This window comes from Pedobacter terrestris, assembly GCF_052343045.1.
Taxonomy (GTDB): Bacteria; Bacteroidota; Bacteroidia; order Sphingobacteriales; family Sphingobacteriaceae; genus Pedobacter.
In genome coordinates this window covers 2,891,384-2,906,950 of record NZ_CP180264.1, presented here as the reverse complement: position 1 = coordinate 2,906,950, position 15,567 = coordinate 2,891,384, and the positions used below count along the sequence as shown (strand labels likewise).

Genomic DNA, 15,567 nt, shown 5'->3' with positions numbered 1-15,567 from the left:
CTAATCATGAAAAAAACTTTTTATAAACAAATACTTCTTGGCGGATTACTTTCACTGAGTGTGCTGAGTTCATGTAAAGATGAGTTCTTAGAGCAAAAACCTTATACCAGCCAAGCCACAGCAGATGCGGTAGGTACAGAGAAAGATATGCTGGTTGCTTTAGGCGGTGCGTATCAGGGTTTGAGAAATGCCAGTAACTTTGGGCGAAATATTCCGGTAATTGGAGATGTAGCGGGCGATAATGTTTTTGTATCCATTTCCAATTCGGGAAGATACACAACTTTCAATGCGTATTCTTTTACCGTTGCTTCCAGCGAATATGCCGGAATTTGGAGTACCTTATATACGACCATTCTAAGGGCAAATAATATTATCAACGCAACTCTTGCTTCCTCAACTACTGTTAATCAATACAAAGGCGAGGCCTATGCGCTTCGCGCTTTATGTTATTTTGAGTTGCTGCAGCATTTTGCCCGTCCATATACAGATTTACCTAATGGCCCTGGCGTACCTTTAGTACTGGTATATGATACTTCACTCAGACCAAGCAGAAGTACAACAGCAGCAGTATATAGTCAAATTCAGTCAGATTTGGATCAGGCTTACGGCCTAATTACATCTTACAGAGGTACGGCCTATATTAGTAAGTATGCAGCAAGGGCGATAGCGGCTAAAGTTGCCTTGTTTAAAGGCGATTATTCAACAGCTTTAACTTATGCTCAAGATGTAATTAGCAACAGCGGATTTACGCTTGTTCCGATGACAGACTTAGTTGCGTACTGGGCAAATCCAGCATCGCAAACCTCAACTAAGATTGAAACCTTATTTGAGGTTGTATCAGACGCAACGTATAATTTAGGAACAGATGAATTGGCCTATATGTACAGTCAGGCAGGTTATGGCGATTTATTGGCAGCACCTGCACTTTATAATTTGTATAACAGTACCGATGTAAGAAGAAGCCTGATCACTGTAGGATCCAGAGCAAGTGCAGAAAATCCAGCGTATATAGTAACGAAATTTAAAGCTGTTTCTGGCGATCGTGACGATAAAAAAGTAATTCGCCTTTCAGATGTTTATCTGATTGCGGCCGAAGCGGCTCATAGTCAGTCTACTCCAAATGATGTTCTTGCCCTTAGCTATCTGAACGGTTTGGTTTCTAAAAGAGATAACGCTTTGGTATATGCATCAACAGGAACACAACTTCTTGAAGATATCATTACCGAGAGACGAAAAGAGCTCGCTTTTGAAGGAGATAGACTCCATACATTAAACCGTTTGAAAAGAGATATTGCAAGATCATCAGCTTTTCCCACCGCGGCACAAACGATTTTATATTCTAATTTTAGAAGGATAGGGCCAATTCCTCAAGATGAATTGAATGCCAATCCTAATATGACCCAAAATACAGGGTATTAAGTTAAACTAGCCTCAGGATTTTATTCTGAGGCTTTAATAATTTTATGCTATGAAAAATTATTTAATACTCCTTCTAATCGGTGCAATAGTATCAAAAACAAAAGCTCAAAGTTTATTTATGCAGGATGTTAACGGAACACCTATAAAGACAAATGTTTACGCGGACGTAAAAGGTACACCGTATCTTACTGAAGATTGGATGAAATCAGAAGTTACGGCAGCAGATGGAAAAGTATTTGGTCCGCTTGATATTAAACTAGATCTGATCTCAAACCAATTAATATTTAAGGGAAAAGATGGTATAGCCATGAGCTTTACACAAGATATACCTACTTTCAAAATACTCAACTCAGATACAGCGATACCTGCATCTGTTTTTAAGAAAGGCTTATCATCCTCAAAAGGTTTAAGTCCGGCTAATTATGTTCAAATATTGGTAGACGGCCCAATGACTTTGCTCAAGAAAACTGGAAAAATCATCACCGAATCAAGAGAATACAACTCGGCAACGGTTGAAAAGACAATTTCCTCAACTACAAATTTCTATGTAAAATCTGAAAATGGCGAGGTTGTACCTTTGCAAACGGATAAAAAAAGCTTGATCAAGCTCTTTGGAACTAAAGGTGAAAAAATGAAGACCTATATTGAGGAGGGTAAATTGAATAGTAAAGAAGAATCTGACCTAATCAAAATTTTTATACACTACAATGCACTCTAATATTTAATTCTTAGTGTACGGTTCAGATTTATTCCATTGGACAAATGATTAAGTATTATTCCCAAAGAGAGGATGCTTTTGGCACCTCTCTTTTTATTTTTCAGTTATAATAGATTATATCAGCTTCTTTTGTCACAATATACCCGTTCGGAATTTTCATGACCATGTAAAATGAAATGTAAACCTGAGCGCTGGGAAACTATATAGAAAATAAAGTTAACCGGTTAAAAAATCACCTTATGATTTCATAAACACGTTCATTTCAGCGTATTTGTTTAGCGTTTAAAAACATAATTAACAAAATATTGAAGTTAAATTTTGTTAAAATCCAAATAGAAAAAAGCCAGGATTTCATTTATCGATACATCACTATTATTCGTCGATACAACTTTTAACAGGGCTGGTTTATTGCTGATATTTGATTCATCAAGAAAAAGATATAAGCTTTAAGTTTTCTTATATCAAAAAAAAGATTAATTACCGTAGCGGCGTTAGATAGCCAAAGCGATTATATAAAGGTACTTCCTAGTAAATTTAGGTTAGTTAATGATTAGTTAAAAAATAGAGATCTTGCTGGATAGCCGATCTCTATTTGTATTTTACAGTTATTTATTTGTGCCTATGGCGCTAATCGGTTTTTTACCCAAGCGCCTTTTGTCCATTCAAAATTAATACGGTCGTGCAAGCGACTTCTTCGGCCTTGCCAAAATTCAATTCTGGTAGGTCTAACAATGTAACCGCCCCAATGCGCTGGTTTAGCAATGGTTTTATCGCCGGTTTTCTCTTTCAATTCTTCAAATTTTACTTCTAAAAATTCACGGTTCGGTATGATCTGGCTTTGAGGAGATACCAATGCTCCAATCTGGCTGGCAACTGGTCTTGTATTAAAATAATGTTCTGAAGTTTCTTTATCCAGTTTTTCTACAGTGCCTTCAATTCTGACCTGGCGCTCCAAATCTGGCCAAAAAAATACCAGACAGGCATACGGATTGCGTTTAAGCTCTTTACCCTTTGCACTTAAATAATTGGTAAAGAAGCGAAACCCATCCTGATCTACGCCTTTCAGAAGTACAATTCTTGCGTCGGGTCTGCCAGATTTATCTGCGGTGGCCAGTGTCATTACATTTGGTTCATAAACCTGAGCATCAACGGCGTGTTCAAACCACTTTTTAAACTGAACGATGGGATTATCATCCACATCAGACTCATCTAAGGACGCGCTTTTGTAATCTTGGCGCAGGTTTTGTAGAAATTCGTTATTAACTTGCATACGCAAAAATACGCATCTTTTGCGGTGCCACAAATGATAAACGTCATGCTGAACAATATAAAACCAAAAATGGGCAGATTACTGATTTCTGAACCTTTTATGTCTGATCCCAACTTCAAAAGGTCTGTAGTCTTATTAGCTGAGCACGGTGACGAAGGAACTGTGGGTTATATTTTAAACCAGGTTGGGAATTTGATATTGAACGATGTAATTCCTGATTTATGGGAAGCAAGAAATCCCATTTATTTTGGTGGCCCGGTGGCGGCAGATACATTACATTTTATACACCGTTGTTACGATAAATTGCAAAGTGGCGAGGAGATTGGCAATGGAATTTACTGGGGCGGAAATTTTGAAACACTGAAAGTTTTATTGAACAGCAATTCTATAGAACCAGACGAAATTAAGTTTTTTATGGGCTACTCTGGTTGGGATAGCAACCAGTTAAACAAAGAAATGGAGCAAAATGCCTGGATGGTTGGCGATGTGTTCGACGTTGATTCGATTTTTGCAAGTGATGATGAAAAGCTGTGGAAAGATGTGGTGGTAAACTTAGGCCCGAAATATGCACACATCAGTAATTTCCCGGTTGATCCGAATTTGAATTAAACAAAGTCAGAGGTCCGAAATTGAGAGTCGGAAGTCTAACGTTCGGTGTTTAGCCAGAACGTCAGACTTCCGGTTTTAAATTATATACTGTCTGCGCTTTCTTCTACTTTTTTACGCAAATCATCTTTATAAGCCTGCATTTTGAGGGTTAAAGAATCATCAGCTGTGCTTAAAATTTGTGTAGCCAACAAACCGGCATTTTTTGCCGCATTTAGTGCCACAGTTGCCACAGGAATACCATTTGGCATTTGCAAAATAGATAAAATACTGTCCCAGCCATCAATAGAATTGGATGATTTTACCGGAACACCAATTACCGGAAGTGTTGTAATAGACGCAACCATTCCTGGAAGATGTGCAGCACCACCAGCACCGGCTATAATGACTTTTAAGCCACGTGAAGAAGCTTCTTTTGCATAGTTGAACATCCTTTCTGGTGTTCTATGCGCAGAAACAACTGTAATTTCATATGCAATTCCAAAATCTTTTAAAATATCTGCAGCATCTTGCATCACAGGCAAATCAGATTTGCTGCCCATAATTATGCCTACTTTAATTTCACTCATTATATTGTTTTTTTGCTGTTCTATTTCAATTTTTATGCAATAACCTTTAGCGTTTTTTGCACATATCTGGCTTTTTCAATCGCCTTTTCCCGATCTATATCTACAATGGTTACGTGTCCCATCTTGCGGAATGGCTTGGTGTATTTTTTTCCATAAAGATGTACAAATACGCCATCTATAGCCAAAACCTTTTCAAAATTCTCATATTTTGCAACACCATCATGTCCTTTTTCGCCAAGCAGATTGATCATTATTGCATTTGTAATGCTCGTTGTATCGCCTAAAGGCAAATTATAAATAGACCTTAAATGTTGCTCAAATTGCGAAACATAATTGCCCTCTATGGTTTGGTGCCCGCTGTTGTGTGGCCTTGGCGCAACTTCATTGACCAATATTTCTCCATCTTTTGTTACAAACATTTCTACCGCCAAAATTCCGGTAATGTTCATTGCAGATGCAATGTGCTTGGCAATGTTTTCTGCTTTTTGCTGTAAACTTTCGGCATAAGTAGACGGAGAAATTAAAAATTCTACCAGGTTTGCTTCCGGATTAAATTCCATTTCTACCATCGGGAAGGTTTTTACATCGCCGTTGGCATTGCGTGCAACAATTACCGCAATTTCCTTTTCAAAATCTACCAGTTTTTCAATGATGCAAGGCGCGTCAAAAGCTTTATCCAGATCGTTTTCATTGTTAATACGCATTACACCTTTTCCGTCATAACCATCTTTGCGCAATTTCAGGATATAAGGAAATTGGAATGGACTATTTAAAATGTCTTCTTTCGTATTTACAATTTGAAAGGCCGAGGTAGGAATATCGTTTTCTTTAAAAAATTGTTTTTGTACACCCTTATCCTGAATCAGACGAATGACGCGCGATTGGGGAAACACTTGTTTTCCTTCTTTTTCAAGTTGTTCTAAGGCATCGATATTCACTTTTTCAATTTCAATGGTAATGATATCTGCCTTTTTGCCAAAATTGTAAACGGTATCAAAATCGGTGATAGAACCATTTTCGAAATGGTTACAAATGTGTTTACAAGGCGCATCTGGATCAGGATCTAGCACCAAAGACGTTACGTTGTAGTTGATTGCTTGTTGTATGAGCATGCGGCCCAATTGTCCACCGCCGAGTATGCCCAATTTTAAATCGCTGATCTGTTTTGCCATGAGGTTGAAAATATTGCTAATTTTGCACAAAAGTAACAATATTTCGATTATTGATGGATGCAGATGCGATAATTATTGGGGCCGGTGCCTGTGGTTTAATGTGTGCCGTACAAGCGGGCTATTTAGGGAAAAAAGTTATCCTTCTAGAAAAGAACGATAAAACAGGTGCAAAAATTCTCATTTCTGGAGGCGGCCGCTGCAATTATACCAACCAATTTGCTTCGCCAGAGCACTTTATTTCTGAAAATCCGCATTTTGTAAAATCGGCTTTCAACCAGTGGACGGTAGAAGATACAGTTGGTTTCTTTGAAACTTATGGAATAGAAGGGAAGGAAAAAACCCTCGGACAACTATTTCCGGATCAAAAAAGTGCAAAAGATATTGTTCAGGTTTTTAATTCTGTTTGTGCAGATTTTGGTCAGGAAATTCGCTGCGGCACTAATGTTACAGATATAGAAATTTTACCGGATGGATTTCGGGTTGCTTTTGAAAAATTTGGCAAAAAACAAACTTTAACGGCAGAAAAACTGGTTATTACAACAGGCGGTTTGCCTATTCCAAAAATGGGTGCCACAGATTTTGCTTTACGCTTTGCGCGAAAACACCATTTAAAAATTGTGGAAACTGCACCGGCTTTGGTGCCGCTTACAATTACCGGAAAAGATGAAGAATGGTTTGCCCAATTGTCTGGAAATAGTGTTTTTTGTGAAGTAAGCAATGATGAAATTGCTTTTGAAGAGAATATTTTGTTTACGCATTGGGGTTTAAGCGGCCCTGCTATTTTGCAGATTTCTTCTTTCTGGCGTCGGGGAAGTACCGTAAATATTAATTTACTTCCGTCAGAAAATATTGTTAATGCGTTGGATGATGCTCGCAAACAAAATGGAGCAATTCTATTGTCTACTTTTTTGAACCGTTTTTACACCAAGAAATTTACAGATGCTCTGGGGAAGTTTTTGCCGCTGAATAAAACAGTCGCTTCTTTAACCAAAACAGAAATTCAACTTATTGATCAGACGATTCATCATTTTAAAGTGAAGCCGGCTGGCGATAAAGGCTACGATAAAGCAGAAGTAATGCGCGGCGGAATCAGTACCGACGAAATTTCATCCAAAACCTTGGAATGTAAAAAAATTCCCAACCTCTTTTTTGGTGGAGAGTGTGTTGATGTTACCGGCTGGCTCGGTGGATATAATTTTCAATGGGCCTGGGCTTCGGGCTTTGTAATTGCTCAGAATCTTTAATTAGCAATTTTACATTCAGAGTAAACAATTAATTCTTAATCGTTTTAAAATCACATATTTTTTCTCTTTATTTGAACATCATCCCATTTCCTCGTAACTGCAAACTGACATGGCTAATTTTAGCACATTTCATGACGATGATTTGGTTCGATTCTTACAATCCGGAGAGTACGACGCATTCACAGAAATTTATAACCGGTATTGGGAAAAAATGGTTTCTTATGCCATTAAGCTAACAAAGTCTGAAGAAGAGGGCGCGGATATCGTTCAGGAAATATTTATTTCGCTTTGGAATAGACGCTATACAATTGATATAAAGGGTAACCTCGCTTCGTATCTGATTAAGGGTACCCGAAATCTTTCCTTAAAATTTATCCAGAAAAACATAACAAAAAACGATTTTCTTGAACGATTTTCGACGCGCGCGGACTTTATATATCTCGATATTGAGCAAAACATATCCGCGAAGGAATTGCAAAATAGTGTAGATGCAGCCGTGTCAAAACTCCCAAGTAAAATGAAAGAGATTTATTTGCTCAGCCGGAATGATCAATTGTCGCACAGAGAAATCGCTCAGCAATTAAATATCGCACAAACCACTGTGAAAAAACAGATTAACAATGCGCTTAAGTTTATCCATAAAAGCATATATATACAAATAGTCGTCTGTATTTATGACTTCTCTAAATATTTTTTGCGTAAATAAAAAAAATATCTACTACCAATGCCTGTTTTTTAGAATATACCATTAGAATAGGATTCATTTTGCTTACAATATATGAAAAAAAGGCAGGCTAAAGAGCTAATCCGGAAATATCGCAAAGAAAAAACTACCGATTTGGAAAACTTGGCTATAGAGCATTGGTTGGAATTAGAACTTGATAATGATTTATGGTCAAAAACCGAAGAGGAGCGTGCGAATTTTAAATATGAGCTTAAACAAAAAATAGATAAAATAATTGATAGGAAAAACACAGCTTGGCCCGGTTTTACAACCAAAACATGGCTGAAGTCAGTGGCTGTTTTTTTTCTGATAGTTGCACCTGCCATGTATATCTGGAAAATCCAAAGCCTCCATGTGCTTGATGAAGCTAATGATATCAAACCGGGCGGATACAAAGCAACCTTAACATTGTCTAATGGACGAAAGATTGATTTGTCTCAAAATAAAATAGGTGAATTAACAGAAATAGGGGGGATCAAGGTGTTGAAAACTGCGGATGGCAAAGTTAAATATATTGTTGATCGTGATTCTGCCGCTCAATCCCTTAGTAATAACGCATTTAACACACTTGAAACTCCAAAAGGAGGCGAATTTCAGATCGAATTGCCGGATGGTACAGTCATCTGGTTAAATGCCGAATCCTCTATACGATATCGGGCAAATTTTTATTTGAAAAAAGAACGCCAGGTTGATTTAAGTGGGGAGGCCTACTTTGAGGTGGCAAAAGATAAAAATCGTCCGTTTCTGGTGAATTGTGAAAACTACCAGGTTAAGGTATTAGGTACGCATTTCAACGTAAACGGATATGCGAGTAGCGGAGCAGTTAAAACTACTTTGTTAGAAGGCGCTGTGGACATGGCGCCAACTGACGGTTCTGCTGAACGCGTACAAATAAAACCAGGCCAATCCGCTGTATTTTCAGATAGCGGTGTCACGTTGGGAACTGCGGATGTAGAGCTAGACCTGGCCTGGAAAAATCAGGAGTTTATATTTAGAGATGAAACTCTTGCAGTGATTATGGAACAGCTTGCGCGATGGTATGATGTCGACGTTATCTTCGAAGGAAACACCGCTTCAAAACGGTTTAACGGGGCGGTATCGCGTTTTAAGCACATTTCGGAAATTTTAAAAAAATTCGAACTCACTAAAGACGTACAATTTAAAATAGAGGGAAGGAGGCTTACCGTGATGCCTTGAGTTTTACCACCAACGCCTTTTTACATAAATACCAGGAACGCTCGACCCGTTCCCGGTATTGGTTTTGGGCGTTTTAAAAATGCAGTTACACAAAATTATCAACCAATCCAAACCAGACAAAAATATGAAATTTAACCTCAAGTTTCTGAGAGATAAGGCTACATTATCTTCTGGAAACCAACAAGCTATTAGCAATCAGGCTATTATGCGTATTAACACCACATTCATCGTTTTATTAATCGCATTTTCACAAGTTTCTGCCGCGGGTTTTGCTCAGAAGGTGAGCATATCCAAGAGTAATATCACATTTAGTGATTTATTCAGGGAGATAAAATCGCAAACCGGATACCATTTTCTCTTTCGAACCGAAGATTTAAAAGGGGGCAAAGCATTGAATATTAACGTATACAATGTTGAATTGAAGCGTGTATTAGATCAAATTATTCTCCCCCGGGGTTTGATGTATTCTATAGATCAGAAAACAATAATTATTCAAAAGCAAGAGAAAACTGTATTTGATAAATTAGTAGATTATTTTAATGAAATTGATGTTAAAGGGGTGGTTTTAGATGAAAAAGGCACGCCTTTATCCGGAGCTAATGTAAAAGTGAAGGGTACAAATCAATCTGTTGTAACCAATGAAAAAGGGGAATTTAAGCTTCAGAATGTTGATGAAAATGAGGTTCTAGTATTTACATATATTGGCTATTTGCAAGAAGAAAAAAAGGTACAAAGATCTCCTATAAAAGTTGTGCTGACTCCTTCCGCTTCCGATTTGACAGAAGTAAATGTAAAAGCGAACACGGGATATCAATTGTTGCCTAAAGAACGTGCCACCGGTGCCATAGATGTGGTTACCTCAAAACAAATTCAAAATAAAATACAAACGAATGTTTTGGAACGATTGGAAGGTTTGGTGCCGGGCTTAATGATGATCAATGGTGTAGATAATGGGAGTGATGACGGATTAACTATCAGGGGAGTATCCACACTTTCTGGCACTAAAAGGCCTTTAATCGTTGTAGACAATTTCCCGATTGAGGGAGATATTAATACCATTAATCCAAATGATGTGGAGACGATCACTGTTCTGAAAGATGCTGCTGCTGCATCAATTTGGGGTGCGCGTGCAGCAAATGGGGTAATCGTAATTACGACCAAACATGGAAAAAAAGGCGATATCAGTTTCACTTATACCAATAGTTTTCAATTTCAACCTAAGCCGAACCTGGATTATTTTAACCGTGCCACCGCCGCAGAAGATATTGCCATTGAAAAACAACTTTTGGATCCTGGATATACAGAGGCTTATTTCAGGAATACAGGCTACAGTTACTCTAAAGTTACCCAACTTTATATGGATTCTGTTGCAGGCAGGATATCGGCAGCGGATTATGCAGCAGGCCTACAGCAATTAAGTGGGTTGGACAATACACAACAGATTAAGGATTTATTGATGCAAAATCCATTCACGATGAATCAAAGTCTGTCTTTTAGTGGTGGAGATGATAAAAACACCTATTATGGATCGTTAAATGTAACCAACAGTAATGGATATGACCTGAAAGATGCCGATAACGTGTATAATGCATTGTTCAAAAGTACACATAAAATTGGCAAGCGGCTCACCCTTGGAATTAATGTGAATTTAAATACAACGAACGGAACAGGAGCGCCTGTATCCTCTATAGATGTTTACAAAACGAAAGCGTATAATATGTTGGAGGATGCAAACGGAAATCCGCTCCCGATATCAATGGATGGCTATGCAAATCCTGCAATTGCTGCCCAGCGTGCCGCATATGGACTGGGTGACCTGGCCTTTTATCCACTTTTGGCTGTGGACCAAACTGAAATTACAAACCGTTCCACTGCCCAAAGGTTTCAGGCCGAATTGAATTATAAGATCGTAGATGGTATAAGTTTTAATGCAAGTTACCAGCTTGAAAAAGCCAATTCCTATAATAAGGTTTATACACATGCAGATGAGTCCAGGCTGATGACGACTGTGACATCCTACATTACACCAACCTATACAACGAACGGTGTCATTGCTACCAATGCGGATGGAACACTACTCAATCCAACCTACAATATTCCTCAGGGCGGAAAGTTGGAAGAAACCCGTACGGATAATAGCGCTTATACACTTAGGGGCGTATTGAATGTGGATAAAACTATCGCATCAGACCATCAGATATCTGCCGTAATTGGATTTGAACAGCGACGTGTTTGGGGTACAGGGAGTTTTCTAACAAAATATGGATATGATGACAACACCCTAAAATTTATAGAACTTGATAAACAGAAGTTGGCAAGTTTCAGTACGCGCTTGGATCCATATGACTCTTCTTACTTAATAGCTCCTGCAGATTATATCACCTATGTTGAAGATCGGTATATATCAATGTTTGGAAATGCGGCATATAGCTTCAAGAAAAAATATGTCTTAAGTGGTAGTTTCAGAATTGACCAGACCAATCTGTTTGGTACCGATCCTCAATATTTATACAAACCAATGTGGTCTTCTGGCGTGAGCTGGATTATAAGTAATGAAGATTTTTTAAAAGATAGTAAATTGGTTAACTATCTTCAGGCACGAGCTACATATGGTTTAAATGGAAATATCCCCAAAAATTCAGGCCCATTTTTAATTGCGACGGCGTCAGTCAATTCGAATACAAATCTGCCAGCATATACCATTAGCTCGCCAGAAAATGATGCGTTGCGGTGGGAAAAAACTGAAGTAACCAATTTCGGTCTGGATTTCGGACTTTTTAAAAACCGCATCTCCGGCAAGCTGGACTATTATTTAAGGCGAAGTTCAGATCTTCTTGCCGAAACAGCAATAAATCCTACGCTGGGTTTTTATACCGCTTTACTCAACACGGCCAGTATGAATAATGATGGTTTTGAGCTTCAGCTAACAACGCGCAATATCGTGAACAAAAACTTTCGTTGGACCACCAATTTTACCTATGCCCGTAATAATAATAAAATCACAGAAGTTTCCCTTTCCTCCAGTTATACCAGTTCGAGGGTCTTGGCCAGCAGCAGTTCGCATCCTTATATTGTGGGTTATCCTTATGGTGGGTTGTTTAGCGTACGTTATGGAGGGTTAACGCCAGATAATGGGCAACTGTATCTGCTGGATGCCAATGGGCAGGTGCAAGGAGATTATCTCACAAATGCTCTGGATTTTGCCTATTATTCAGGCAATAGTCGGCCGGTTACCAGTGGTGCATTCGGAAACATATTTAACTATAAAAATTTTGAATTGAGTTTTATGTTTCAGTTTTACCTCGGCCACGTAGGCCGTCAAAATCTGCCCAATTCTGATGTTAATGGAACAGCATATGATTCGCGTGTGGCGACTGCATGGAAAGCACCCGGAGATGAGCTCACAACCACCATTCCCAATGTCGTATGGGATAGCCAAAACTATTATTATGCCAGAGCCTACTATTCCAATTACCTGGATGTGCAAGTCTTCGACGCATCTTATGCAAAATTAAGAGAGGTAATACTTACCTACAATTTTTCACCAAAGTCTCTGGCACGCTTTAAGTTTATCAAGGGACTTCAGATAAATGCGCAGGCGCGTAATTTATGGACGATTACTGCTAATAAATTGGGAATTGATCCCGAAGCCTTTTCCAATGGTGTTCGCACAACACCCGTGTCTCCAACCTTTGCTTTTGGTGTTAACTTAAATTTTTAACCATGAAAAAAATATACATATGTTTTCTCACCCTGGCGCTGTCCGTGCAGTTTGGATGCCAGAAGTATTTAGATATACAACCAAAGGGATATGTTGTTCCCTCAACCGTTGAAGATTTTGAAAAAATTCTTGAAGCTAAAGATTTACAATGGCCCTTCTCAACCATCTTGGATGTGCTTTCTGATGACTATTATAATTGGAGCCTGAGCAGAACCAATATTCCTGTCACAGCACAAAATCAGGCGTATCAATGGTCTGAAACGATCTTTTCAACCTCAAATGATTTGCTCTCCCAATCTTTTTATAACCGCTTGTATGCCAATATTTATCAGTTTAATGCAGTTATAAATAATATCGATAATGCTACTGGTGGCACAGAATCGAGAAAAACCGCGGCAAAGGCAAAAGCCAGGGCCTTACGGGCATTCAGCTTTTTGTATCTCGTAAATTTATATGCCAAACAATACAATCCTAATACATCTTCAACAGACCCGGGAATACCACTTGTGTACGATACCAACATCAGCCAAAACCCGCCAGACCGGGGAACTGTTCAAGGGGTTTATGATTACATTATTTCCGAGATCAATGCCTCCTTACCAAATTTGCCGTCTATTGGCGCCAACTATTTCGAAATGACGAAAGGTGCTGCGTACGGAACCTTAGCCCGTGCTTATTTATATATGGGCAACTACGCCGCCGCCGGGGAAGCCGCTTCACAGGCATTAACCTTTCAAAACGGTTTGATTGATTACAATAATGAGTTTTCAACATATAATGGAAATGGATTAAATTTCATCTATACTAAGACCGGAAGCCTGTTAAGCCAACGGCCGAATACTCAGGATATATTCATCCGATATCACAGCTCCTCTTTAGGTATGTATGGCTTTGGTGTTTCTCTGGAAACAGTAGCGTTATTTCCGGAAAATGACCTGCGTAGAATTGTTTTAACGCCAAGTTCTGTGACAACTGCTACTCCAGCCATTTGGAATGGAAATTATTATTATATGGCTTACAGTACAGTGTATCAATATAGTATTGGAATAACGGTGCCGGAAATGTTGTTGGTCAGAGCTGAAGCCAATGCACGTCTGGGTAACCTTTCTGCAGCCATGACCGATCTAAACCTTTTGCGGAAAGCACGAATTCGTGCTAATGCGTATACCGCTCTCGCGGCAAATACAGTAACGGATGCCGTAAAACTGGTGCTTTTGGAGCGCAGGAAAGAACTGTTTTTTAAAGGTGCGCGGTGGTTTGATATGAGACGATTAAGTGCTGACCCCGTATATGGTTTTACGGCCAGACACTATTTCGCCGACGGTACATTTATCGAGCTTACACCCGGCAGCAACCGGTATGTGCTGCGTTTGCCGGAATCGGCAATTACCGATGGAATAATTCAAAACCCATAATCTGCTTAAATAAATAATATGAAATTAAAATCTGCACTAATTTTTTTGTTGTTTGTGTTTACAACAAGAAGTGTATTGAGCCAAAGCTTATCCCTCAAAATCATTTCCGAACCAGGTTCTAATACTCAGGTTGATATACGGCTGCCGATCCATTTAAATTTTTTCCAACCGAATGAAAAAAGAATTCAAGCGGATGTTAATCAACAAGCGATACTCAATTTGGAGGCTGTAGATCCTGGTATCATTCAAATATCGCAAGACTATCAAACGGTAAATCTAATTCATTTAGCCGCAGATGAACATTACACACTGAATTTTTTTGACGGCGAAAAATGGGAAATTTCTGGTACGAATGCCGAAGGACAGATTTTATTTAATCAGTTGTTTAAGGATAATACCCGAAGCAGGTTTAAAGAGTTGGATTCCATTCCTCAAACAGCAGATCGCGAAGCGTATGTCCGGAAGTTAATGACAAGCGATCTGAACCAATTTAAGGACCTGCTAAATTCCGGGAAAATTTCGCTGATCTTTTATAAAGCCGTTGAACAAAACGCAGATATCTATTATCGTCTATTGTTGTGTACGGATATGTTTTTCATATCTCGGGGTTTTACAAAACCCGAAATAGAATTTGATGCTTCCCATTTGGCAGCATATAAGAAAGCAACATCAATCATATCAGATCAGAGGACGAAATCTTCGTATTTATATCCTGTTCTCTTAGGTCGATATCTCTCTTATGTAGCACTTGATGCAAAATCCAAAGGGGGAAATTTAGATTTTGACCGCGCTAAATACGGCGAAAATTTTTCACTCTATTCTATAAATTTGGTTCGCAATACATTTAATGTTCAGGAAGCGGAATTTCCTTGGGCAACTCTGATGGCGGAGGGAATTGGCTACAACAGAAATGAGCCGGAATGGATCGAAAACTTCCAATCATTTCAACACCTCTATCCCAAAAGCCCTTATTTACCCCTGTTGAAACGGCTTGTAGACAAAGTGAAAGTCTTTAAGGAACGATTGCGTATGGATGCTCCCGAAGTAGAATTTATCCCCGCATCTGATTCCATCAACACTTTCGAGCAACTGGCAGAACGGGTTAAAGGCAAGGTAACTTATGTCGACCTGTGGGCAACGTGGTGCGTACCCTGCAGGGAAGAATTGCAAATTAGCATTAAAATGCACGATGCACTTACGGCTTTAGGTATTCAAGCACTTTATCTTTCCATAGATGCGGATAATAAAGATTTGGAATGGAAGAACATGGCAAAAGGTATGGGTTTAAATGGAAAAAATATGCGTGCAACTCAAGCCTTTTACAAATACATCACCGAAACCGTACCTAAATTTACCGGTATACCCCGCTATCTCATTTTAAATAGGGAGGGAAAAATTGTTAACTGGGATGCGCGTAGGCCGAGTGATGGACAAAAGTTGATCGATCAGCTGAAGAGTATCGATTAAACCAATATACTAGTAGTCCCTGTACCTTTTCTCAAAGGTGCAGGC

Annotated in this window: 12 protein-coding genes; 9 read left to right on the top strand and 3 right to left on the bottom strand. The window is 38.9% G+C overall.

Annotation, left to right across the window (positions count from 1 at the left end):
* The first annotated feature begins 6 nt into the window (after positions 1 to 6).
* Positions 7 to 1,419, top strand: a complete 1,413-nt coding sequence (locus ACJVDH_RS12240) for a RagB/SusD family nutrient uptake outer membrane protein (protein ID WP_443943686.1) — start codon at positions 7 to 9, stop codon at positions 1,417 to 1,419.
* Positions 1,420 to 1,468: 49 nt separating this feature from the next.
* Positions 1,469 to 2,137: a hypothetical protein gene (locus ACJVDH_RS12235; RefSeq protein WP_443943685.1), complete on the top strand. Its 669-nt coding sequence runs from the start codon at positions 1,469 to 1,471 to the stop codon at positions 2,135 to 2,137.
* A gap of 619 nt (positions 2,138 to 2,756) precedes the next feature.
* Here the strand turns inward: ACJVDH_RS12235 and pdxH are convergent.
* Complete coding sequence (pdxH, locus tag ACJVDH_RS12230) at positions 2,757 to 3,407, bottom strand: pyridoxamine 5'-phosphate oxidase (protein ID WP_443943684.1); 651 nt, start codon at positions 3,405 to 3,407, stop codon at positions 2,757 to 2,759.
* 45 nt (positions 3,408 to 3,452) lie between these two features.
* Between pdxH and ACJVDH_RS12225 the strand changes: the two genes are divergently transcribed.
* On the top strand, positions 3,453 to 4,016 hold the full coding sequence (locus tag ACJVDH_RS12225; protein WP_443943683.1) for a YqgE/AlgH family protein: 564 nt from the start codon (positions 3,453 to 3,455) through the stop codon (positions 4,014 to 4,016).
* A gap of 80 nt (positions 4,017 to 4,096) precedes the next feature.
* On the opposite strand, the gene purE is transcribed toward ACJVDH_RS12225, so the two are convergent.
* On the bottom strand, positions 4,097 to 4,582 hold the full coding sequence (purE, locus tag ACJVDH_RS12220; protein WP_443943682.1) for a 5-(carboxyamino)imidazole ribonucleotide mutase: 486 nt from the start codon (positions 4,580 to 4,582) through the stop codon (positions 4,097 to 4,099).
* A gap of 32 nt (positions 4,583 to 4,614) precedes the next feature.
* A complete protein-coding gene (locus ACJVDH_RS12215; RefSeq protein ID WP_443943681.1) occupies positions 4,615 to 5,754 on the bottom strand; it encodes a 5-(carboxyamino)imidazole ribonucleotide synthase in 1,140 nt (379 codons plus the stop codon).
* 53 nt (positions 5,755 to 5,807) lie between these two features.
* Between ACJVDH_RS12215 and ACJVDH_RS12210 the strand changes: the two genes are divergently transcribed.
* From ACJVDH_RS12210 to ACJVDH_RS12185, 6 genes are all read left to right on the top strand, one after another.
* On the top strand, positions 5,808 to 6,998 hold the full coding sequence (locus ACJVDH_RS12210) for an NAD(P)/FAD-dependent oxidoreductase (protein ID WP_443943680.1): 1,191 nt from the start codon (positions 5,808 to 5,810) through the stop codon (positions 6,996 to 6,998).
* 109 nt (positions 6,999 to 7,107) lie between these two features.
* On the top strand, positions 7,108 to 7,704 hold the full coding sequence (locus ACJVDH_RS12205; RefSeq protein WP_443943679.1) for an RNA polymerase sigma factor: 597 nt from the start codon (positions 7,108 to 7,110) through the stop codon (positions 7,702 to 7,704).
* Positions 7,705 to 7,776: 72 nt separating this feature from the next.
* Positions 7,777 to 8,919, top strand: coding sequence for a FecR family protein (locus ACJVDH_RS12200; RefSeq protein WP_443943678.1), 1,143 nt, complete (start codon positions 7,777 to 7,779; stop codon positions 8,917 to 8,919).
* A gap of 79 nt (positions 8,920 to 8,998) precedes the next feature.
* The gene (locus ACJVDH_RS12195) at positions 8,999 to 12,640 is read left to right on the top strand and encodes a SusC/RagA family TonB-linked outer membrane protein (protein WP_443943677.1); all 3,642 of its coding nucleotides are present in this window, start codon (positions 8,999 to 9,001) and stop codon (positions 12,638 to 12,640) included.
* 2 nt (positions 12,641 to 12,642) lie between these two features.
* Entirely contained in the window at positions 12,643 to 14,055 is a 1,413-nt protein-coding gene (locus ACJVDH_RS12190) for a RagB/SusD family nutrient uptake outer membrane protein (protein WP_443943676.1), read from the top strand.
* 18 nt (positions 14,056 to 14,073) lie between these two features.
* Positions 14,074 to 15,522, top strand: coding sequence for a TlpA family protein disulfide reductase (locus tag ACJVDH_RS12185; protein WP_443943675.1), 1,449 nt, complete (start codon positions 14,074 to 14,076; stop codon positions 15,520 to 15,522).
* Positions 15,523 to 15,567 lie beyond the last annotated feature (45 nt).